Below are 23,206 nucleotides of genomic sequence, written 5' to 3' on the forward strand. Positions count from 1 at the left end.
ACCATCGATTATGAATTCCTTGCTGAAACCGCAGAAGCTATGGTACAGATTGCATTCATCCAAATCATGCTTAACAGATTTATCGAATGAAATCAAAACAGCTTCTAAGCTATTTAACTTATAAATCAGGGACTATGCTATAGGATTCCTGCAAGAAATCAGACAATTGCTTGCATTTGGCGAAATAAATGCATATATTTGCGAATATCATATAACCAATAAAAGAAAATTATGGATGCTGTTTTGCAAAAGCATGGCAAGACCCAAATTTTTACATTAGCCGATTTTTTCGATATAATATATGATGTGTAAGCTTATAACATCTTTCTCTAACTCCTAATCCGTATATATAAAAGGAGTTAATCTATATATCCTATTTTTTCATTATGAGAATTTTATTATCCAACAAATTTTATTACCGCCGGGGCGGTGATTGCATTTATATGCTCAATCTGGAGCAATTATTGAGAGAACATAGGCATGAAACGGCTGTGTTTGCTATGGATTATCCTGAAAATCTGGATACGCCATGGAAGCGTTATTTCCCACAGAATATGAGTAAACTGATGGCTCTGACAAGACCGTTCGGATCTATAGAGGTGAAGAAAAAGTTTAATAAGCTGCTTGATGACTTTCGCCCGGATGTGGTGCACCTGAATAATATCCATACGCATTTGTCACCGATTATCGCTGAATTGGCGCATAAGCGGGGGATTCGGGTGGTTTGGACTTTGCATGATTATAAATTGCTTTGTCCGAGGTATGATTGCCTGCGCGGGGATAAAACGATATGCGAACTGTGTTTCGACGGGAATAAAAAGCCGTGTCTGACTAATAAATGTATGAAAGGGTCTACATTGGCATCGTGGATTGGGTATAGAGAGGCTGTGATGTGGAACCGGAAGAGGCTTGAATCGTGTACGGATGCATTTGTTTGCCCAAGCCTTTTCATGGCTGAGAAAATGGAACAAGGCGGTTTTGACAAGCGTAAATTAAAGGTGATGTGCAATTTCATTGATGTGGGTAAATGCCGGAAAGATGACTATTCGCGTGATGAGTATTATTGTTTTATCGGACGTTTGTCGCACGAGAAAGGGGCTGAAACATTGATTGAAGCTGCTTCGCAATTGCCTTATAAGTTGAAAGTGATTGGCGGAGGACCGCTGAATGAAGAATTACGAATGAAGAGTGAAGGATTAGGGGGTAACATAGAGTTTCTTGGTTTCAAGCAATGGGATGAGATAAAGGACATTGCAGGACGAGCTAAATTTTCGGTGATACCTTCTGAATGGTATGAAAATAATCCTTTGTCGGTGATAGAAGCACAATGTTTGGGTACTCCTGTGCTGGGTGCACGTATCGGGGGAATACCTGAATTGATTGATGAAGGGGTAAGCGGCATGACGTTTGCCAGCAGAAGTGCAGATGACTTAAAAAATAAGATAGAATGCATGTATAACGCTACGTTTGATTATCAGCAAATAGCTCAAAAGGCTATGGAGCGTTATAATGCAGAAGTGTATTATAAGGAAATTAGTAATTTGTATGTCGGTTCTGAATATTGTGAAGAATCTTCTAAGCATTAATTTTTGTATGCTGGAGCCCCTTCGCTTTGCTCAGGATGATATTGTTTTATAATTCAAAAATAAAATTTGCAATTATGTCGAATATGAATATTCCGCGTCCTACAGACGCAAGTATTATTTTAACGTACCGGTGTCCGATGCGTTGCCAGATGTGTAATATTTGGAAGAATCCAACTAACCGGCAAGAGGAAATAAAGGCGGAAGACTTGAAAACCTTGCCCCAACTGAAATTCATTAACCTTACAGGAGGCGAACCGTTTATCCGTGAAGATTTGGAAGAAATCGTGGAAGAGTGTTATAAGCATACGCCGCGTATCGTGATTTCTACTTCGGGCTGGTTTGAAGACCGGGTGATTGCTTTGGCAAAGAAGTTTCCGAATATCGGTATCCGCATTTCAATTGAGGGATTAAGCCAGAAAAATGATGAATTGCGCGGACATGCCGGAGGATTTGACAAGGGATTGCGTACGTTGCTTACCTTGAAACATTTGGGACTGAAAGATATCGGTTTCGGGTGTACAGTATCGAACCATAATTCGAAAGATATGCTTTCGCTTTACCAGTTATCGCTGGCTATGGGGATGGAATTTGCTACGGCTGCCTTTCATAACTCGTATTATTTTCATAAAGGGGATAATGTGATAACCAACAAGGATGAAGTCTGCAATAACTTCAAGCAGCTGATTGAATGGCAATTGAAAGAAAATCATCCGAAAAGCTGGTTCCGTGCCTGGTTTAATATGGGGCTTATCAATTATATCGAAGGCGGACGGCGCATGTTGCCTTGTGAGGCGGGCACGATGAATTTCTTCATTGACCCGTGGGGCGAAGTGATGCCTTGCAACGGACTGGAAGAAAAGTATTGGAAAGAAAGTATGGGCAATATCCACGATGCGCCGTTTATGGAGATATGGGAAAGCGAACAGGCGCAGAAAGTCAGGGCTATGGTTCGGAAATGTCCGAAGAATTGCTGGATGGTAGGTACAGCCAGTCCGGTGATGCATAAATACATTAAATATCCGGCAAAATGGGCACTTCAGAACAAATTGCGTTCGATGCAGGGAAAACCGATTTGCATAGAACCGAAATGGTGTGACGTGGGTCAGGACCCTTGCCAAGGGGATTTGCGGGAAAAATTCTGACAGTTATTTTATCCTTCGTCTTCTAATCAGAAGCCATAATGCAGCCAGACCGGACAGGAGGATGATTCCGATGTATTGCAGGGCTTCTTTTATATGCTGAAAAAGAGTTCTCATCTTAACAGGGTTGCGGATTCTCCGCAAAAATAATCATTTATTCTTTTATTTTCTGTGTCTTATGAAAATTGTTGTTACCGGCACCCGGGGTATTCCGAATATCATGGGTGGCGTAGAGACGCATTGTGAGGAACTATTTCCAAGAATGGTGCGCCGTGGCTTTGATGTGACCGTAATCAGACGGAAAAGTTATGTAAGAGATTGTCTTACAGAATGGAACGGTGTGAAATTGGTGGATGTAGAAAGTCCGAAGAAAAAATCGTTTGAGGCTATTATCCATACGTTTCGGGCGATAAATGAGGCGAAACGATTAGGGGCAGATGTGCTTCACATTCATGCTATCGGTCCGGCTTTGCTTGTCCCATACGCGAAAATATTGGGGCTGAAAGTGGTATTTACGCATCATGGTCCTGATTATGACCGGGATAAATGGGGTAAAGCAGCCAAAATGATGCTTAAAATGGGGGAGCGTTTGGGATGTATGTTTGCCGATGATGTAATCGTGATTTCGGATGTGATTCGGAATTTGATTAAAGAGAAGTACGGCAGGACGAAGCGGGTACACCTTATATATAATGGGGTATCTCAACCGGAGGTCTGTGATTATCCTGAATTTTTCGAGGAATTGGGGATAGAGAAGGGTAAGTATATCTTGGGCATGTGCCGCTTTGTGCCGGAAAAGAATTTGCATCACCTTATTTCCGCTTACGCTCAAATTAAGAATGAAGAAACAACGTTCGGCGCAAGTCAATTAAGAGTTAAAAACGATAGCGGCATAAAGTTGGTTTTGGCAGGTGATACGGATTTTGAGGATGATTATTCACGGAAACTGAAAGAAGAGGCTCGTAAGAATGGGGTTGTATTGACGGGTTTTATCAAAGGACGTAAATTGCATTCTTTGTTGACAAATTGCCGTTGTTATTGTCTTCCATCCAGTCATGAAGGATTGCCGATTGCCCTTCTGGAAGCCATGAGTTATGGGGTAAAGGTTATTGTGAGCGATATTCCAGCCAATCTCGAAGTGGGGCTTGACAAGGAAGATTATTTCCCGACCGGTGATGTTGATGTTCTTGCGCAGAAATTGAAAGCTGTTATAGACCGTCCTTTGGAATCTGTTAAGTATGACATGAAAAAATACGATTGGGAAAAAATTGCCGACCAAGTGAAGGCGGTTTATAGTCGCAATGGGTAGCGATGAAACCATTATCCTTTACAATTCATTTGCGTGATTACCAGAAGGATATGATTTCCCGTATCTTTCAGGAGTGGGAAAAACACCCAAGTGTGATGGTGCAAATGCCTACAGGAACGGGAAAAACGCAGGTGCTCGCTTCGATTGTGAATGAATTAATAGCTCATAATGAACAAGCAATAACGAATATCTGGATTGTGGCGCATCGTCGGGAATTGGTAGAGCAGATTGAGGAGACGGTGGCGCGGTATGGCATTCGAAAAGAATCGGGTTTGGTGAAGGTGATGTCTATCCAATGGCTTTCGAGGCATTGGGAGGAACTGGAGGAGAAACCTGATTTGATTATTATTGACGAGGCGCACCATGTATTGGCTGAGACTTATAAGGAACTTTGGATTCGTTGTCCAAAAGCGAAAAAACTGGGGATGACGGCTACTCCTTGCCGATTGAACCGGAAAGGGTTTACAGACTTGTTTGAAACGCTGGTAGAAGCCTGGAGCATTGCGGAATTTATCCGCAAGGGATGGCTTTCGGTTTTTGATTATATTTCCATTCGTCCGGATAGCGAAGAACAGCGGTTGATAGAAAGTTTGGCAAAACGCGGGGCGGACGGGGATTATCAGGTAAAAGAAATGAATGAGGTACTGAACCGGCGTCCAAGTATCGGAAGGCTTTATCGGAGTATTCAAGAATATGCGAAAGGAAAGAAAGGGATCGTTTATGCGGTATGTATTGACCATGCACGGAATATTGCTGCCTATTACCGGGAACGGGGAATCGAGGCTGTGGCGATAGATAGTAAGACGCCTGTTGTACAACGGAAAATATTGGTAGAAGAATTCAGGCAAGGAAAGATACAGGTACTGGTGAATGTGGATGTTTTCAGTGAGGGATTCGATTGTCCGGATGTGGAATTTGTTCAATTGGCACGTCCTACACTTTCACTTGCTAAATATTTGCAACAAGTGGGCAGGGGATTGCGGAAATCGGAAGGGAAAGCGAGTTGTGTAGTGATAGACAATGTGGGGCTTTACCGGATGTTCGGCTTGCCTACTGTTTATCGGGATTGGCGTGCCATGTTTGAAGGACGGCTTGCGGGTAGAGGATATGCTTCAGGTATTTTGGATACAGGAGTTTCGGTAAGGGCAAGTGCAAAGGAAGCGGAGGATAGTGATTCGGAACTGGAAGTGGTGATGACGCACGAGGCACTGTGTTTGTATTTGCAAAATTTGAATGAGCAGGGGGAAACGGAACCGAAATTGACGAAACGGCTGAAGGCTTTTCGGGATAAGGCAACCGGATTGTGGGGATTGAGACAAGGAGAGAAGGTGGTTGTAAAAGCTCGGTATTTGAAAATTTTTGATGTGTCAGACCGGCTGGCAGCCGTGAAATTTGAAGATTGGTCTGTCGGATTGGTGGATGATAAGGGTAGGACAGTGTGGAAAGGTGATTCTTGTAACGGGATGAAATTGATGAAAGGAGATCTATTGCGGGTGACAGATGAACGGGGCAAGGATTTTTTTATAGACATACGGAATAAATTGCGTTATGAAGAGAAACCGAAAGTGTTGAAATTCGGTCGTGTAGAGATGATAAAGGCTGGTGACTGGTATTATAGCCGGACGCAGAAGGTCTACAAGACAAAGAGAAAATTGGATCCGTACAATTGCCATTGGATGGGATTTTATCTGAAAATGAATGATTATGGTGCTTCTTTTCCTGTCAAGATGATTGCCAAGGGCAGTTTGATGAATTATCATTGCATTTTAGAAAATGATGAGAAGGAAGTGTATGCATTTTGTGGTGCTTTCCCAGACTCAAGCATTATCGTGAGAAGTGAAGACGGGAAGTATTATCATGTAGCGGAAGGTAAAGAAAAACAATACATTGCTTGTGATGTTCCGGCATCGGATGAGGAAAACTTTGATATTGTGGTGCCACGTTTGATGCAGGAAATTTCCCGGAAAGAACTGGAGCGGCAAGAAGCAGACAGGCAGAGGAAAGAGGAAGAAAGACGGGAGCGGCTGGAAAAAATGAAAAATGCAGAACCGTTTAAAGCAGGACTGAAATGGGGACTGAAATCGGGTAATACCGTGGTGGTTCCTCCTCTTTATCGGAATATCCGGCGTCCGGTGGGAAATTATTGTGCTTTTGAAAATCATCCTCATCAATGGGGGATTATGGCTTTAGACGGGCAAATCGTTGTATCACCTAAGTATATGGATGTGGAAATAGGGCAGGACGGTATGGCTTATTTAACTCTGATACCCGGAAAAATTAAAACTGTCAAATTGGAATAAGCGGCGGCTTTTACAGACTCTAACTTCTTCTTTTATTCTTCATTTTTTTATTTTCTATTTTTCATTTTCCCGTTTCTTTTCGTATATTTGTACTTCGTTATTCCACATTTAAACCCAAACAAGCATGATAATCATTGGTATCGCAGGAGGAACAGGCTCCGGAAAAACTACAGTAGTGAAAAGCATTATCGACAGTCTGCCTGCCGATGAAGTGGCTTTGCTTCCGCTTGATTCGTATTATAAGGACAGCAGTCATGTGCCGGTAGAAGAACGGCAAAACATCAATTTTGACCATCCGAATGCTTTCGACTGGGACTTGCTTTCGGAACAAGTGGAGATGCTTAAACAAGGGAAGGCTATCGAACAGCCGGTTTATTCGTATCTGACTTGTACACGTCAGTGTGAAACGATACATGTAGAACCGCATAAAGTGATAATTATTGAAGGCATTTTGGCTTTGAGCGACAAAAGACTGTGTGAGCAGATGGACTTGAAGGTTTTTGTAGATGCCGATTCAGACGAACGGCTGATACGGGTTATCCAGCGTGATGTAATCGAACGGGGAAGGACTGCCGAGGCAGTTATGGAGCGTTATATGAAGGTGTTGAAACCAATGCATCAGGAATTTATCGAGCCAGCCAAGCAATATGCCGACTTGATTATCCCACAAGGAGGACACAATAAAAAGGCGATAGAAATATTGAAGATGTATATCGAAAAAATAATCGGACGATGAAGCCGCTTGTTTTCTTCTGTATGTTTTTTTCCGTTATCCTGTTGGTCTCGTGTACAGGAAAGCGGAGTAGGGTGGACGGAGAGGCAAACATTGATTTGGCTGATATCCGGGAACGGGGAGAATTGATTGTGCTAACTGCTAACAGTTCTACTTCGTACTTTAATTACCGGGGCGAACCAATGGGGTTTCAGTATGAACTGGCGCAACAGTTTGTTCAGTCTTTGGGTTTGAAAATGAAGCTGAAGGTGGTGAATAATACTGCTGAAATGGTGCGATGCCTGTTGAAAGGGGAAGGAGATTTGATTGCGTATAATTTGGATATCACACCAGCCTGGAAAGATAGTCTGATTTATTGTGGCGAGGAAAATATCACGCATCAAGTTATCGTGCAACGCCGGAGCAGGGACGAACTGAAGGATGTGACTCAACTGATAGGGAAAGACGTATATGTGAGCCCGGGAAAATATTATGACCGGTTGGTACATTTGGATGAAGAATTGGGCGGAGGAATTCAGATTCATGAAGTAGAAGCGGACAGTGTGTCGGCAGAGGATTTGATAACGTGGGTATCGGAAGGGAAAATAGATTATACGGTAGCAACAGACGAGGTAGCTAAAATCAACCGTACGTATTATCCGAATCTGAATATTAATCTGGTTATCAGTTTCGACCAGCGGGCTTCGTGGGCAGTACGGAAAACTTCGCCTTTACTTGCAGAGGCGGCTGATAAATGGCATAAGGAAAATATCAATTCGCCGGAATTTAAGGCGAGTGCACGCCGTTATTTTGAGTTGAACAAGCAACCGGTGCACGGCTCTATCCTTTCGGTGGAGGACGGGAAAATTTCGCATTTTGATGATTTGTTCCGCAAATATGCCAAAGAAATCGGTTGGGATTGGCGCTTGCTAGCGTCGTTGGCTTATACGGAATCAAATTTTAATCCGAATGTCGTGTCGTGGGCAGGAGCAAAGGGATTGATGCAACTGATGCCAGCTACGGCTCATGCTATGGGAATTCCGAAAGGGAAGGAGCAAGACCCTGAAGAAAGTATAAAGGGAGGAGTGAAATACATAGCCCAACTTCAGAACTTGTTCCGCAAAGTGTCAGATAAGGAGGAACAGGTGAAATTTGTATTGGCTGCCTATAATGCAGGAGCAGGGCATATTACGGATGCTATGGCATTGGCAGAAAAGTATGGCAGGAACCCTTATTTATGGGAACATCATGTAGACCATTATGTGTTGTTGAAAAGTAATGAAGAGTATTATCAGGATCCTGTTTGTAAGAACGGTTATTTTCGGGGTACAGAAACTTATAATTTTGTTCGGGATGTAATCGACCGTTCTGAGATGTATAAAAAGAAAATTAAAAAATAATGTCTAAGAAGCTGTTTTGAATTTATCGTGCGATGATTTGGGATGAGTTTTTGAGGCATTTTTGCTTCTGTGATGAGGAAGATAGCGGGCTATCTGACGAAGAACAGGAGCGAAAAGGGCCAAAAAATCGCCCAAAGCACACACGAAAACGGATACATCAAGCCAAGAAAAACTTTTTGGAGAAATTCAAAACAGCTTCTAAGGGGCTGTATCAAAATGAGAATTGATTTTTTATTTTGACTCAGCCCCCTCTTTTATGGTAATTGGACTTGAATGTTTATTTGAATTGTTCGACAATCTTATTCAACTCGTGAGCACTCATAGCTCCGCTTTGTCTCCAAAGCTGTTTTCCGTCTTTAAATATCATGAGAGTAGGAACTGAATGTACGGCATATTGCTGAGCAATTTGCGGATTCTTGTCAATGTTTATTTTGATAATCCGTAAGTTGTCCCCTTGTATGTCTTTTAATTGTTTTAGGGCAGGTGCCATAGCTCTGCACGGAGCGCACCATTCTGCGTAAATGTCTACTAATACAGGGACGGACGATGATATTAAGTCAGCGAATGTTTCCATGATAGTCTGTTTTTATGGTTTTTATATAAGGGTAACGCTTGAATAGTGAAAATTGTTCGGCGGATATAGGCGAAGAAGCCTTTAAACAGAAAGAAGAGGGTGTGTCAAAATAGAAATCAACTTTCATTTTGAGACACCCTCCGCATTATAATAGCTTTTGTTTTTGAATACAGCTGTCTGTTGTGGAAATTTGTTTTTTTTATTTCTTTGCAGGATTATAACGTGCGTTCAATCCTTCTACGATTTCATTGGTAATGTTGAATGCTGGGTCGGCATACAGCAGGTTGTCGAAACCGGTGTTGCTGATAATGAGGCTATAGCCTTTGTCTTTATTGTAGATTTTCAAGAATGAATTGATTGAATCGCGGAGTTGGAGGCTGTTTTTCTGGTTTTCCATTTGCAATTCGTTAGTCAATTTTTCTTGTAATTCTTGTAGCTTTTGTTGTTTTTGAACGATACGTACTCTTTCTTGTTCAGCACGTTCAGGACTTACAAAACCGTTGTTTTCCAGTTTGCGTTGGAACTCTCTCATATCGTTATCCAAGTCTTTTGCTTTTTCGTTCAATGTGGTGCGGATATTTTCCTCTTTCTGGATCATCAATTCGTTCAAGTCGTTCCAAAAACGATATTTAGTCAACAAAGAATCGATTTCTACGTATGCAATTTTCATGTTTCCAGATACAGTAGCTACCACTTGTGAATTGTTGCTAGCTTCCTTTTGGTCTGTACATTGCGTAAACATCAGCGCAAAAGCCAATGTTAAAAATCCGTTCAGGATATACTTCATTTTTTTCATAATGTTTTTAAGTATTCTTAGTTAGTAATTATTTTTCTTGTTCTGTTTTCTTTGGCATTCTCCGTTCGGCAATGGCATGTGGATTGGCAATTCGTGATTCGCGGTCTTGTGACTGCACACAGCCGATGCCTTTTTCTCTTAAAGCCTTGTTCCCGCTAACATGCGTATTGGGAAATCTTCCGTTCTTTTTAAAGAGTATCTTAACGGAGAATAGTGCCATACTGATAGCAACTATTAACACTGTAATCAGAATAGTCTTCAGCATTTCTATTAATTTTGTGGTGCAAATATATACTTTTGTTATCGAATTTGGTCGTTTCATCACAGAAAAAGAAGATGAGAGCCTGATTAATTCGACTTTTTAACTTATTTTTGCGAATGTAGTAAAAACAAAACGGATAATTATGGAGAAAAAAGATTTGAAACCCGGCATTGTCTTTCATTATTTCGAGGAAGTGTGTCAGGTGCCACGCCCTTCGAAAAAGGAGGATAAAATCAGGGCGTATTTATTGGATTTTGCTGAAAAACATGGCTTGTCAGCTAAGTCGGATGAAGCCGGAAATGTGTTGATAACAAAACCTGCTACTGTAGGGAAAGAACATCTGAAAACGGTAATTTTGCAATCGCACATGGATATGGTGTGTGAAAAAAATAAGGATACACAGCACAATTTTGAAACAGATCCGATTGAGACTTATATTGACGGTGAGTGGCTGAGAGCGAAAGGGACAACTTTGGGGGCTGATAATGGCATTGGAGTTGCAACAGAACTAGCTATTTTAGCTTCGGATGAAATTGAACATGGACCTATCCAATGTTTGTTCACGGTAGATGAAGAAACAGGGTTGACCGGTGCTTTTGCCTTGAAAGAAGGATTCATGGAAGGGGACATTCTCATTAATCTGGATTCGGAAGATGAGGGAGAATTATTTATCGGATGTGCGGGAGGTGCCGGTACTACAGCAATGTTTCCATGCACAATGACTGCCGCTCCCGAAGGATATTTCTTTTTCCGTGTTGCTGTAAAAGGATTGACTGGTGGGCATTCGGGGGATGATATTAATAAGAACCGGGCGAATGCCAATAAGTTGTTGAACCGCTATTTGGTGCAATTGATGCAGAAATATGATTTGCGTTTGTGTGAGATAGACGGAGGAAATCTGCACAATGCTATCCCACGCGAAGCTCATGCTGTATGTGCTGTGCCGATGAAGGATAAGGAATCGGTGCGGGTAGATTTGAATGTATATTTGTCGGAAATTGAAAATGAATATGCAGTGACTGAACCAAATCTGGAATTGGAACTGGAATCGGAATCTCCTAGGGCGGAGGTAATGGATGGGGAGCAAATGAAACGTTTTCTGCTTTCTATTTATGCTGTACATAATGGAGTGTATGCCATGAGCCAAGATATTGCAGGGTTGGTAGAAACTTCGTCCAATTTGGCTTCTGTTAAACAAGGAGAAGGTTGCATTAAGGTGGTGACGAGTCAGCGTAGTTCTGTTCTTTCTTCCCGTGTGGATATGTCGCAGATGGTCAGTGCCGCTTTTGTATTGGGAGGGGCTTCAGTAGAAACGGGCGACGGTTATCCGGGATGGAAACCGAATCCGTCTTCGGAAATATTGCACATCGCAGTAGAGAGTTATAAGCGTTTGTTTGGAGTAGAACCGAAGGTAAAAGCCATTCATGCAGGATTGGAATGTGGTTTGTTCCTTGAAAAATATCCTTCGCTTGATATGGTTTCGTTCGGACCGACTTTGCGTGGCGTGCATTCGCCCGATGAACGGATGCTGATTCCTACGGTCGATAAGTTTTGGCGTCATCTGTTGGATGTACTGGCGCATATTCCAGCGAAGGCGTGATGATGTTTTTAATTGAATACAGATGACACAGAGGTATACAGAAATATGCAGGTTTATTTTCAGGCTGCGCTATGTTGTGGGTCGGGAAATAAATAAAATCTGTGTATTTCTGTGTACTTTTGTGTTGTCTGTGTCTTTCTTTTCGCAGACTCATGCGCAAGAGCCGTTCCGCGTGATGCATTATAATGTGGAAAACCTGTTCGATTGCCGTCATGACTCGTTGAAGCACGATGAGGAGTTTCTTCCGCAGGCAGTCCGTGCTTGGACTTGGAAGAAGTATTACGATAAGGTGGCGAAAATAGCGAAAGTCATTTTGGCTGCTTCGGATGAGCAAGTGCCTGATTTGGTCGGCTTATGCGAGGTGGAGAATGCCTATTGTTTGGATGGATTGACAAAATATTCTCCTTTGCGTGATGCTGCTTATCGGTATGTGATGACCGATTCACCCGATGAGCGGGGGATTGATGTGGCATTGCTTTACCAGCCCGCTACTTTCCGGTTGATTGGTTCGCAATGCATCCGTATTTTTTCTGAACAAACCATCCATAAGCCTACGCGAGATTTGTTGCATGTTAGTGGACGAGTTATTTCGGGTGATACGCTTGATGTCTTTGTCTGTCATTTCCCTTCCCGTTTTGGAGGTATCCGACAAAGTGAACCATATCGTATGTTAGTGGCAAAGGTCTTGCGTCAGGCGGTGGATTCGCTATTGGCAGTCCGTCAAAATCCTTATCTCGTAGTTATGGGAGACTTTAATGACTCCCCTTTCAGCCGTTCGGTGTTTGAAGTGCTGGGTGCGGAAGTTAGGACAGATAAACATCCATCTCCTTGGAAATTATATAACTTAATGGCAGGGAAAGAAGAAGGCACATATCGGTATAAAGGAGAGTGGGAGATGTTTGACCAGTTTTTGGTGAACGGAAATATGCTAAATTTTTCGTCTTCTCTTTATACTCACCCGTCAAAATCCTACAGGCTTGTATTCCCTTTTTTATTGGAAGAAGACGAACAATATGGTGGTGATACGCCTTTCCGCACGTATAAAGGTATGAGGTATCACGGTGGGTATAGCGATCACCTTCCCATTTGTTTAGATATTGAAATCAAATACTGATTCCCATAATATAATCGTTCATGTAGAAACCGTTTCCTATATGTGTGTCTTCTTCGCGCACTTTTTTCATGCCCATGTGTTGGTAGAAGCCTAAAGCTGGATTTTCACGATTTACGTTCAGTTCCATACGGCATGGTCCGGGATGCAGTTCCTTGATGCCTTCGATGGCTTGGCAGAACAAGAGTTTTCCCAAATGATGTTTTTGGTAATATGGAATTACGTAAATCTTTTGGAGGTGGAAAAGGTCTTTCCCTTCGGGTTGGATAGAGACATATCCCGCACCTTCGCATTCTTCGAAGGCTATATAATAAATGTGTCCTTCCTCAGTCATCTGTTTGCGCAGATTTTCGGGTGAGTACATCCAATCCATCATGTAGTCGATTTGTTCTGAGGTTAGGATGTTTTTATACGTTGCGGGAAATGCTTCCCATGCCAGCTTGTTGATTAAAGGGATGTCTTCTAATGTAGCTTTTCTAATTGTAAACATATACTTCTCGTTTTTTTCTCCACAAAGTTATTGTTTTTAATGAAGAATGAAGAACGATGAACGAAGAATTATTTTGTTAATATAATTGAAATAATAGTACCTTGCGATACAAGGTATTGATATAATGCATATATTTGTGCCATACAAAGGAAATAAGGAGGAATGACTCATGAATGTAGATAATGTAAAATCTCAAATGCGAAAAGGAATGTTGGAATATTGCATCCTGTTGTTACTTCATCGGGAACCTTCGTATGCATCGGATATTATCCAAAACCTGAAAGAAGCAAAACTGATTGTGGTGGAAGGAACTCTCTATCCGTTGCTTACGCGCTTAAAGAACGATGATTTGCTTTCGTATGAATGGGTGGAATCGACCCAAGGACCTCCTCGAAAGTATTATACCTTGACTCAAAAAGGAGAAGAATTCCTGACAGGGCTGGAAACGGCTTGGGATGAACTCTCTGCTACGGTAAATCATTTACGAACCAAACTAATATCTAACAAGAATGAAAAAGACACTGACTGTTAATTTAGGCGGAACCGTTTATCATATAGACGAGGACGCATACGTTTTACTTGATAACTACTTAAACAATCTTCGCTATCATTTCCGTAAAGAAGCGGGAGCCGATGAGATTGTGCGCGATATGGAAAACCGTATTTCCGAGTTATTTAATGAATATATCCGCGAAGGGATACAAGTTATCACTATCGAACAAGTGGAAGCTGTAATAGCCCGGATGGGAAAGCCGGAGGAATTGAATACGGAAGGAGAAGAAGAGCGGACAGAAAAGGAAACAGAAGAACCAGCATACGGATCTGTCAAACGTTTGTTCCGTAATCCGGATGACCGTATCTTGGGTGGTGTAGTTTCAGGTCTTGCGGCTTATTTCGGATGCGATCCTACGCCTTTACGCATCTTGTTGTTGGTGGCAGGCTTTATTTTGTTGAGCTTTGGAGGTTTCTTTCCGTTGATGCTGGCATATATTATCTTGTGGATTATTGTCCCGTTGGCACGTACGGCTACCGAAAAACTTCAGATGCAAGGGAAGCCTATTAATATGGAAAACATTGGCAAGACGGTAACCGACGGTTTTGAACGGGAAGGTGAAAAAGAACGTTCGGCAGAACCTCGTTCTTTACTTGCCCGTTTCTTCGATGGACTGGTGCAGGTGGCTGGTTTTATTATTAAGTTTGTGTTGGTGCTCCTTGCTATTTGTTGCATACCTGCCCTAATGTTAGGGTTGATTATTGCATTTGCCTTGTTTATGGCTGCCACAGGTATATTAGCAAGTACACCTGCGATTTTATATTATGCTTTACCGGAAATTGATTGGAATTTGCTTGGTACGGCTCCTGTATCGGTAATAGGTTTGTCTATTTGTGCGTTATTGGTGGTGGGCATTCCTATTTGGGGATTTCTTCAATTACTCCTTCAAAGCTTTAAAGTTTGGCGTCCTATGTCGACAGGTGTGAAAATAACATTAATTCTTTTGTGGTTATTTGCGGTGGCTATAGGTACTTTTTTCCTTTTTCAATTGCCTTTTTTGATTGATTCAATGTATTGGGCTTAACATTGCTTTTTAGTTCTTTCCATATACAATATGCTGGGACGTCTTCTCTCTTCGTCTCGGCATATTTATTGCTAATTTTGATTGTTATGAAAAATAAGGCAGATTGATACTTAAAAAAGTAAATTTGTACTATCTTTGTACACAAGACAAATAAAACGTTAATCGTATGACAAAGAAAATATTGTTGCTGGGTTCCGGCGAGTTAGGAAAAGAGTTTGTGATAGCTGCCCAACGTTTGGGTCAGTATGTCATTGCGTGTGATTCGTATGCAGGTGCTCCTGCCATGCAAGTGGCGGATGCTTGCGAAGTGTTCAATATGTTGGACGGAGACGCCCTCGACCGTGTGGTGGAAAAGTATCATCCCGACATTATTGTGCCCGAGATTGAAGCTATCCGTACCGAACGTTTGTATCATTTGGAGAAAGAAGGTATTCAAGTGGTGCCCAGTGCGCGTGCCGTGAATTTTACGATGAACCGCAAAGCGATACGTGACCTTGCCGCGAAAGAATTGGGACTGAAAACCGCGAAGTATTTCTATGCTAAGTCGTTCGAGGAACTGAAAGAAGCGGCAGAGCAAATCGGTTTCCCTTGTGTCATCAAACCGTTGATGTCTTCATCGGGCAAAGGCCAGTCGGTGGCAAAAGGTCCCGAAGACTTGGAACATGCTTGGCACTACGGTTGCGAAGGAAGCCGGGGGGATATCAAGGAATTGATTATCGAAGAGTTCATCCAGTTTGATAGTGAAATCACCTTGCTTACGGTGACGCAGAAGAACGGTCCCACTTTGTTCTGCCCGCCTATTGGACATGTACAAAAAGGAGGAGACTATCGCGAAAGCTTCCAGCCCGCACACATCGCTCCTGAACATCTTGCCGAAGCGCAATGCATGGCGGCAAAGGTGACCGAAGCCTTGACGGGTTACGGGATTTGGGGTGTAGAGTTCTTCCTTAGCCATGAAAACGGCGTGTATTTCTCCGAACTTTCTCCGCGTCCGCATGATACAGGTATGGTGACTTTAGCGAATACGCAAAACCTGAACGAGTTCGAATTGCATCTGTATGCCGTGTTAGGTCTTCCCATTCCGGGCATTACGCAAGAACATATCGGTGCCAGTGCCGTGATTCTTTCTCCTATAGCTAGCAAAGAGGCTCCGCATTATCGGGGCGAGGAATTGGTTTGCTCGCAACCTAACACATATCTGCGCATCTTCGGCAAGCCGTTTACGAAATTGAACCGACGTATGGGGGTAGTAGTTTGCTACGACAAGACGGACGGCGACCTTGATGCGTTGCGCGATAAGTGCAAGGCGTTGGCGTCAAAAGTGGAAGTTTATTGATTTTTTTATTGAACGCAGAGACGCAAAAGCGCAAAGAATTATTTTTTAGAGAAGACAAGAGTTCACGGAGAATTGGGCTTCTCTGTGCTTTTGTTCTCTTAATAAAAAACTCTGCGTTTTTGCGTCTTTGCGTTTGTTTTTCTCAAAAACAGCGGAGGCCGATGCTCACGCACCAGCCTCCGCTTTCATTCTCAACTGAATGACAAGTAAAAACAAATGATGCTATAATTTATGCATAGCCATGCATTCCTCCTAAAATGAAGTTGACTCCGAAATAGGTAATCAATACACTTAGGAAAGCGATGACGGCAAACCAATGGAAGAACATCGGACGCCGGAATGCGGGGAGCGATGCAGGGTGCAGGGCTGCTGTATATATTAATAAGGTAATGAGTGCCCATGTCTCTTTCGGGTCCCATCCCCAATAGCGTCCCCATGAAACGTTTGCCCATACGGCACCGATGAAGATGCCGAGAGCCAGGCAGAACACCGCCGGATAAAGGATAATCCGGCTGATGACTTGCAGGCGGACGATGGCATCCTGATAATCCTTTCGGGTATGGCGTAAGACAATCGCCATGATGCCGTTCAGCATGACAAATGCAGTGAGCGAGTAGGCTATCATAATGGTCACCACATGGATGCTCAATAGAGGGGATGCCAGTACAGGCATCAGTTGGGTAATGGGCGGATTGGCTTCTCCTAACATAGCCACTAACAAAGCCAGCCCGCATAACATATAGCCGAAAGCGATAACGGCTTTTAGTTTGCGGTAGAAGAGAAAGGTGAGCAGGGTGACGCAAAACGCCATGAACTGCATCGTTTCATATCCGTTCGAGAGCGGAAGGTGTCCGCTTACAAAACCTCTCAGGCTGATTAAGGTTATCAGATAAAATGATATAATCCCCAATGCGATAAGCGGAAATATATGCAGTTGGGTCTTGCCGTATAGCGGACGGCTTACTCTCCGGCAATAGAAAAGGAACGACAAGAAGCCGATGGTAAGGCAAGCCATTGCCAACGGTTTTGTATAGTCCAAGCGGTTGTATAGTTTTTCCGCATCGAAGCGTGCGTCTGAGGGGAGTACTTCGAGGGCGGTCTTTTGCTGGTATTCCCGAATCTTATCCGTGAGTCCGATGATAGCGGCATCGTCTTTCTTCATCACTTGCTCGCTCAGCAATCCTAAGCTTTTGCGGACGAATAGCCATTGGTCATCAGGTAAGTCTTGAGGCAAGTCATCTACGGGAGCAAACCAGCTTATCCGGTTATGTTCCGTCCGGCATGGATAGATTTTCAGGATACTTCCCGTGGCGGTCATGCTTATCAGATTGAATTTCTCGTTGGCTTCATTCAGCTCACGTTTGTATTTGGTTTCGTTTATTTCTTTGTTATCTTTCAGCTTGTATCCTTCTGTTCCGAAGAAATCATTCAGGGAGGCGTATTGCCCTTTGATGCCTAATGCGTGTTGTATCTCCTTGCTTTTGATGCGGATGACGGGTTCGGCTTTCCAGTCATCGTAATAGAAGAACCAGCCCGTAAACACTTGTTCGGATGTCAGTCCTTTGTAGCTCGTTTTGCCATAGAGTTTCATGGTAAAGTCTTTCGCCAGTGTCTGTAGGGGACAGATGCGGTCGTGATAATAAATGTAGAGGTTGCCTATTTCGGAAGCCGCTTCGCGCGATAAATGTTTGGGGGCTTCGGATGCCATGCCGGGGAGGAATGAAGATAAGGCAATGCATAGTATTGCGGTTTTATTCTGTAACGCAGGATGGGAGAGAAGCCGGCGGAACATGCTGTCTTTTTGAAAGAAGAAACCTAAGATAGAAAGCAAAAGCAAGGCATATCCGGTGTAGGTGATGCCGATTCCCCACGGGTCATAAGATACGGCAAGGGTGGTGCCTCGTCCGTCTTTGTCGTATGCCGATTGGTAGAAGCGATAGTGGCGGTAGGTGAATATCCGGTTCATGGACACTTCTCCTTCCGTTTGAGTTCCGTTATCATCAATCCGAATGCGGCTGGTAAAGTCCATGGGCGCAAAGCTCCCTTTGTAATAGTCGATGCGGAAATCATGCAGTTGCACTTGGAAAGGGAGCGGCTCTTCGCTTGATTCGGAAGTGATGAAAGCCGAAGCCGGCGCATCGTTCATTCGCAAATGGATGCTTCCTTGTTTGCCGCAAAGGCGGGTGGTGAGTGCTCCGCTCAGGATGACCAAAAACGAGATATGGAGCAGGAAGGTGAAGAAGTCCCGTTGTAGTTTCCGGTGGATAAGGTAGGCAAAAGCGCATATTGTCATGATACCCCATATTGTGGTAAAAACCGGAGAGCCGTAGATGACAGACCAAGCCGTATCAGTCCCTTGAATTTTTTCCAAGAAGGTGGCAAGCATCATCATCAAGACGAGCAGCCCTGCGCTTCCGAAAGCAATGCGTTTAATCAGTTTCATTTGTCTTTACGTATTGTGGAGGAAGGTTTACCACAGATTACACAGATTAAAATAATTGACAATAAAAAATCTGTGTAATCTGTGGTGAGAATATTAGATAGAGTCGATGAATTTCACGATAGCGTCACGGTCTTCTTTCGAGAGGTTGCGGAAAGCTTTGATTTGCTCGTAAGCATCGCTCTCGGTGCTGGTTCCATGCCACATGATAGCTTCCAGCGTGGTGCGTGCACGGCAATCGTGCAGACGGTCGGCATATTCGGCTCCGGTGCAACGTTGGTGCAAGCCGCGTCCCCAAAGCGGAGTGGTGCGGCACCAGCCGGTACGGATATCGTTTTGCATGTGCAGCTTGTGCTGTATCATGTCGGTATAGGGCCAAATCTTCTGGTGCGGATAACGGGGCAACTGGTTTGCCTTGTCTCCTGTGAAGAAGCGTGCCGGGTCGCGTATCTCGTCATCGCCTGTAGTCCAGCTCGGCTTGTGGCAATACGTACAGTTCAGTTGTTCGAAGAGTTCCTTTCCGCGGAGCACTTCTTCATCGTCTACATTGCGTGCGGCGGGCACGGCTAATCCACGATGCCATACCATGAGGTCGATGTAGTCTTGGTCGGACACTTCTACGTCCAGTTCTTTCGAAGTCAGGTAGTTGTAGATATTCTGTTGCTCGTCATACGTACCGTCTTCGTTTTGGATGTGCCAGTCGGGATGATTCTTTTCCGGGTCGGCTTGCTCGATGTAAGCACGGAATCCGGCTTGCACATCGGGGTCTTCCGATGAATACTGGGCGTAGGTGCCTGCTGCGTCTAAGTAATGGAAGCGGCGGTCGCTACGTGTAGCATTGGTGATGTTCCAGAAAGCGTTGGCTCCAGCGGCGTCTTGCAACGGACCGCGGCTCAGGGCGTAGGTGTAACGCAATGGGTAAAGTGTACCGTCTCCTCCTTGTGTCGTGTTGGAATATTGTTTTACCCATTCGCCGTTCTTGAAGATGGTTTCGTTCAGTCCGTTCTTCAGATAACCGTCTTTTTCTTCTTGCGCGTATTGCGCTTTCAGGTCTTCATCGGTAATGGCATCCAGCAGGCCGGTACCGTAAATGCCGATAGTCGATTCCAAACGGACTTCGTAGTTGCCTACTTCATATCCTTTGTTGGCTACGTAGATGGCACTCTTCGGTATGCTTACTTCGGGATAACGGAGCTGGTAAGTCTCGCCATCGGGGAACTTGTTGCCCCAGCTATCGGTATATTCGTGCCAAGTCAGTTGGATTTGGGTTTCGTCCAGCGGAGATTTGAAAGGTGCTACGGCTTTGGTTTGAGGCATACCGGCAAGCCAAGATACGTAAGCATCCGTAGCCGGGTCGTAGACAACTAATAGATAACCGTTGCCTATTTGGTTTGTGTTGAAAGTTCCTGTAGGTTGGCTTTGTCCGTGTCCGTATCCCGGATGGCAATGTTGGCAAGAGGTACGGATATAGACCGGACCGAGGCCGTGGCGCATACCGGAGAAGTTGGATGTATAAGGCTTTTCAAAGAATTGTTCTCCTCTGTTGAAGGCGGCGGTCATATCGGCATCGGCATCCACTACGGGAGTGGGGTCTTCGAAAGCCGTAGACGCGGAGTTGAATGTCGTGCCCAATTCTCCGCCCGTATAATACCAGTCAGGGAGTTCTGACGGTTCCGGACTTGGAGACGGATTGTCCGTTTTCACTTCATCATCGCTACAAGCCGTTATCATGCCTATCGACAGGAATGCGGCTAAATAATACTGTTTCTTCATAATCAAAAGTAATATAAAGTTAGTGTGGTTACGGTATGTTTAAAGGACATAGACATTCTTCCGAAGAGGAATGCCTATGCCTTTGTGTTAGCACAAAGTGGATTAATGGTTTGCTTGTAGCAAAGCTTTCACTTCGTCGAAGATATCATTCATTACGTTGCAGGCATCGATAGCGTCTTGGTTAACGGTATCATAATCAGATGCTCCGCACGTATATGCAAACGGTTCACCCATCAACGAAATTTTATCGTATGCATCTTGGATGGCTGCTTTCACACGGTTGTCCAGGTCGGCATCAAGTGTAGCGATATATGTGCTAAGCGTATTCGTTGGCACTTGGATGGTTCCGTCTACCGAAGGAGAACCCTGGTAGGCGTTGCGGATGCTTTGGATATTGCCCAGGAAGTCGCGGATGGAGTTCAGGCTATAAGGCGATTCAATATAGTTCGGGTCGTATTCCATACCTCCCGAAGGAAGTCCTTTACCTGTCGGGTTCCCGATTTTGATATTACCTACTTCGTTTGCGATGTTTTGGATTCCGGCGGTGATGATGTCGTACATCACATCAAGATAGTTTACGTATTCACTGCCTGCGTTGCCTGCATTTTTGATACGTTCACCGAAGTTGATGCCTTTGTCCAATTCGGTATCGGTCAGAATCTGTTGTTTTTCAGCCGTTACATTTTCGGTGCCTGCCCAGCATGCTTCCAATAAGATGCATTGATTACGCAAGTCCGCAGCTAAACCTACTAAATAGTTTAATTCTTCAGTGCTATAGTTCAGGTTATGTGCCACGCTTTTGGAATCAGCTGTAGCATTGCCGTCTGCATTTGTATTTGTCAATTCGAATAAAAGATATTCGATGGCGTGGAATCCTTGTAATGCATATCCTAAATAGTTACCTACGTATACACCTTCATCATCCATTTGTGCCATCTGCGCTGGGTTGTTTAGCAGAGCGTCCATACCGGTCTTATCAAGCGGCCAAGAGTCAATGTGCGGGTCTATATAGTAGTCTCCGGCTGGGCCGAACAGCCAGGCTTCGCTTTTTTCCCAATAATCGCGTGCGGTTTTCCAAGCTTCGCCGGCTGCTTCTACATCTGCGGTAGATAAGGTTCCGTCCGCTTTTTTAGTACGGATGTCGATACACAAACTATGCAGTTGCATGGCTGCATCTGCCATACCTTTATAGGTAGGGATAACAGTCTTGTCTGTATAGTCGGCTATTACATCTTTCAGTGCTTGTTCCTGTGCAGAGAGGGTGCCTGGCTCTTCTTGAGCAACCGGTTCGTCATCACTACAAGCTGTAACATTCATGCCTATCATGGCGGTAAATGCCATGTAGAGCGGGAATTTCAAATACTTTTTCATTGTCTTACTTTTTTAATTGGTGTTTTGTTTGTATATTGTTTTTGATTTTACAAATTGAAGAAACCGGAATAGGCTACTCCTAACGAAACGGCTGGTTCGTTATTGAATTTGCTTTTCAGGATGCCCAATGAATATTCCCCCTTCAATACGATGTCTTTCATCGGGTAATAGTTCACACCGAATGCGATGCGTTGGCGGCCGTATTCTTCATAATCGGTCACGGCATCTTCCGTCGTGTGCATGGAATCATAATACTCATAACGGCCGAAGAGGTAGAATTTGCGTCCCTTTTCTTGTTGTTTCTTGCCGAGCCAGCCGAACAAGTCATAGCCTACTTCTACTCCGGTAGAGATTGCCGATGTGGCTACAGGTCTTTTTTTCGCGGGCGAGTCATTAGAGAAACTTTGGTTGTAACGGGTAATCAATGCTGCGTCTGACAAGTGCCCGTAATCGAAGTTCCCTCGTGCCACCCAGTTATGGTCATTGTAGTGGAAATCGAATGAACCGATTAAGACAGTTCCTTTTACATCGTCGTATATCGCATTGGTCGCTTTCTTCAGTGTGTTGCTGAAGGTGTTGCCTGCATATCCGCTTACAGAGAGGCGGAGTCCTTTTACCGAGTAATTGTCTATGCGGACGGCACCCGCCATGGCATTGGCTATCTTGAACTCGTAAGGACTTCCGGCACCGCCTTTTATCCATTCTTTATCATTGAAGCGGTCCGAGTCAAGCCCAGGGAGTAACATGGCTTCGTACCGCCAGTCTCCTGCACGTCCCCAAATACTTAATCCGGTTTCATGCCATGTGCACGGCATAATGGTGTTCTCACCTTCCGGGCGATATACACCGAAGAACTCCGTAGGAAGATGATGGGCATTGGTCGCTCCGACGGGTACTACCATGTGTCCTAACTTGATGTTGAACTCCGGAAAGAATGATTTTTGAATCCAGAATTGTTCGAGGGCGACTTCTCCTCCGCGTTCAATCTCGCTTTCGTATTCACCACCTTCGTGTTCTTCTATTTCTACGGCGCTTTCCGTACCTCCGTGTTCAAATTCGATTTCCATTCCCATTGACCAGCCTTTGCCGAAATCATATCCTAACATCAAGACAACGTGGGGCAGGTCAAAACGTCCGTGCTTATCGTCTTTATAATCTTCCGGACTATCGTAGCGCAGGTAATTGTCGCTATAAAAGTTCCGGCTATATACGGCTTCTCCATAACCGCCGATGGTGAAGCGCGATTTCTTCTTTTCCTTCTTGGGTGTTTCCGATGCACTCATTACGGATGTTCCCGCTTTGTCTTTACTTGCCTGCTCTGCTTCACCTGTAGCGAAAGCGTGCGGAGCGAGCATCGCCAAGCAGAGCGAGAATAAGAGTTTCGTTGTTTTCATTTCTCTTTATCTTTTGTTGATTTTTAACTACCGCAA

Annotated in this window: 19 protein-coding genes; 11 read left to right on the forward strand and 8 right to left on the reverse strand. The window is 44.0% G+C overall.

Features of this window, described 5'->3' with window-relative positions; genetic code table 11:
* The first annotated feature begins 386 nt into the window (after window positions 1–386).
* The 6 genes from B5F91_RS08670 (at window position 387) to B5F91_RS08695 (ending at window position 8,446) form a co-directional block, all read left to right on the forward strand.
* Entirely contained in the window at window positions 387–1,586 is a 1,200-nt protein-coding gene (locus B5F91_RS08670) for a glycosyltransferase (protein WP_087428699.1), read from the forward strand.
* A gap of 74 nt (window positions 1,587–1,660) precedes the next feature.
* Window positions 1,661–2,728, forward strand: a complete 1,068-nt coding sequence (locus tag B5F91_RS08675) for a radical SAM protein (RefSeq protein ID WP_087428769.1) — start codon at window positions 1,661–1,663, stop codon at window positions 2,726–2,728.
* Window positions 2,729–2,903: 175 nt separating this feature from the next.
* Window positions 2,904–4,034 (forward strand): glycosyltransferase family 4 protein, encoded by a 1,131-nt coding sequence (locus B5F91_RS08680; RefSeq protein ID WP_087428700.1) that lies wholly within the window; start codon window positions 2,904–2,906, stop codon window positions 4,032–4,034.
* Between the two features lie 2 nt (window positions 4,035–4,036).
* The gene (locus B5F91_RS08685; RefSeq protein ID WP_087428701.1) at window positions 4,037–6,334 is read left to right on the forward strand and encodes a DEAD/DEAH box helicase; all 2,298 of its coding nucleotides are present in this window, start codon (window positions 4,037–4,039) and stop codon (window positions 6,332–6,334) included.
* Window positions 6,335–6,458: 124 nt separating this feature from the next.
* Window positions 6,459–7,070 carry a uridine kinase gene (udk, locus tag B5F91_RS08690; RefSeq protein ID WP_087428702.1) on the forward strand — a complete coding sequence of 204 codons (612 nt, stop codon included), beginning with the start codon at window positions 6,459–6,461 and terminating at the stop codon, window positions 7,068–7,070.
* Window positions 7,067–8,446: a transglycosylase SLT domain-containing protein gene (locus B5F91_RS08695; protein ID WP_087428703.1), complete on the forward strand. Its 1,380-nt coding sequence runs from the start codon at window positions 7,067–7,069 to the stop codon at window positions 8,444–8,446. The genes udk and B5F91_RS08695 overlap by 4 nt, the downstream gene beginning before the upstream one ends.
* Before the next feature lie 277 nt (window positions 8,447–8,723).
* Here B5F91_RS08695 and trxA read toward each other — a convergent pair whose 3' ends face one another.
* From trxA to B5F91_RS08710, 3 genes are all read right to left on the reverse strand, one after another.
* Window positions 8,724–9,020, reverse strand: a complete 297-nt coding sequence (gene trxA, locus B5F91_RS08700; RefSeq protein WP_087428704.1) for a thioredoxin — start codon at window positions 9,018–9,020, stop codon at window positions 8,724–8,726.
* 199 nt (window positions 9,021–9,219) lie between these two features.
* Entirely contained in the window at window positions 9,220–9,816 is a 597-nt protein-coding gene (locus B5F91_RS08705) for an OmpH family outer membrane protein (RefSeq protein ID WP_087428705.1), read from the reverse strand.
* Window positions 9,817–9,844: 28 nt separating this feature from the next.
* Window positions 9,845–10,081 (reverse strand): hypothetical protein, encoded by a 237-nt coding sequence (locus B5F91_RS08710; RefSeq protein ID WP_087428706.1) that lies wholly within the window; start codon window positions 10,079–10,081, stop codon window positions 9,845–9,847.
* A gap of 139 nt (window positions 10,082–10,220) precedes the next feature.
* Between B5F91_RS08710 and B5F91_RS08715 the strand changes: the two genes are divergently transcribed.
* The gene (locus B5F91_RS08715; protein ID WP_087428707.1) at window positions 10,221–11,678 is read left to right on the forward strand and encodes an aminoacyl-histidine dipeptidase; all 1,458 of its coding nucleotides are present in this window, start codon (window positions 10,221–10,223) and stop codon (window positions 11,676–11,678) included.
* 175 nt (window positions 11,679–11,853) lie between these two features.
* Entirely contained in the window at window positions 11,854–12,792 is a 939-nt protein-coding gene (locus tag B5F91_RS08720) for an endonuclease/exonuclease/phosphatase family protein (protein WP_239416389.1), read from the forward strand.
* Here B5F91_RS08720 and B5F91_RS08725 read toward each other — a convergent pair.
* The gene (locus B5F91_RS08725; RefSeq protein ID WP_087428708.1) at window positions 12,782–13,279 is read right to left on the reverse strand and encodes a GNAT family N-acetyltransferase; all 498 of its coding nucleotides are present in this window, start codon (window positions 13,277–13,279) and stop codon (window positions 12,782–12,784) included. The two genes, B5F91_RS08720 and B5F91_RS08725, sit on opposite strands and share 11 nt — an antisense overlap.
* 169 nt (window positions 13,280–13,448) lie before the next feature.
* Here B5F91_RS08725 and B5F91_RS08730 point away from each other — a divergent pair, with 169 nt between their 5' ends.
* The 3 genes from B5F91_RS08730 (at window position 13,449) to purT (ending at window position 16,192) form a co-directional block, all read left to right on the forward strand.
* A complete protein-coding gene (locus B5F91_RS08730) occupies window positions 13,449–13,811 on the forward strand; it encodes a PadR family transcriptional regulator (RefSeq protein WP_087428709.1) in 363 nt (120 codons plus the stop codon).
* Window positions 13,789–14,856: a PspC domain-containing protein gene (locus B5F91_RS08735; RefSeq protein ID WP_087428710.1), complete on the forward strand. Its 1,068-nt coding sequence runs from the start codon at window positions 13,789–13,791 to the stop codon at window positions 14,854–14,856. Before B5F91_RS08730 ends, B5F91_RS08735 begins: the two co-directional genes overlap by 23 nt.
* 166 nt (window positions 14,857–15,022) lie before the next feature.
* The gene (gene purT, locus B5F91_RS08740; protein ID WP_087428711.1) at window positions 15,023–16,192 is read left to right on the forward strand and encodes a formate-dependent phosphoribosylglycinamide formyltransferase; all 1,170 of its coding nucleotides are present in this window, start codon (window positions 15,023–15,025) and stop codon (window positions 16,190–16,192) included.
* A gap of 229 nt (window positions 16,193–16,421) precedes the next feature.
* Here purT and ccsA read toward each other — a convergent pair whose 3' ends face one another.
* From ccsA to B5F91_RS08760, 4 genes are all read right to left on the reverse strand, one after another.
* The gene (ccsA, locus tag B5F91_RS08745; RefSeq protein ID WP_087428712.1) at window positions 16,422–18,635 is read right to left on the reverse strand and encodes a cytochrome c biogenesis protein CcsA; all 2,214 of its coding nucleotides are present in this window, start codon (window positions 18,633–18,635) and stop codon (window positions 16,422–16,424) included.
* A gap of 93 nt (window positions 18,636–18,728) precedes the next feature.
* Window positions 18,729–20,405, reverse strand: a complete 1,677-nt coding sequence (locus tag B5F91_RS08750) for a di-heme oxidoredictase family protein (protein ID WP_087428713.1) — start codon at window positions 20,403–20,405, stop codon at window positions 18,729–18,731.
* 102 nt (window positions 20,406–20,507) lie between these two features.
* Complete coding sequence (locus B5F91_RS08755; protein WP_087428714.1) at window positions 20,508–21,776, reverse strand: imelysin family protein; 1,269 nt, start codon at window positions 21,774–21,776, stop codon at window positions 20,508–20,510.
* 47 nt (window positions 21,777–21,823) lie between these two features.
* Window positions 21,824–23,170 carry a hypothetical protein gene (locus B5F91_RS08760; protein WP_087428715.1) on the reverse strand — a complete coding sequence of 449 codons (1,347 nt, stop codon included), beginning with the start codon at window positions 23,168–23,170 and terminating at the stop codon, window positions 21,824–21,826.
* Between the last annotated feature and the right edge of the window lie 36 nt (window positions 23,171–23,206).

The organism is Bacteroides sp. An322, assembly GCF_002161765.1.
Taxonomy (GTDB): domain Bacteria; phylum Bacteroidota; class Bacteroidia; order Bacteroidales; family Bacteroidaceae; genus Phocaeicola; species Phocaeicola merdavium.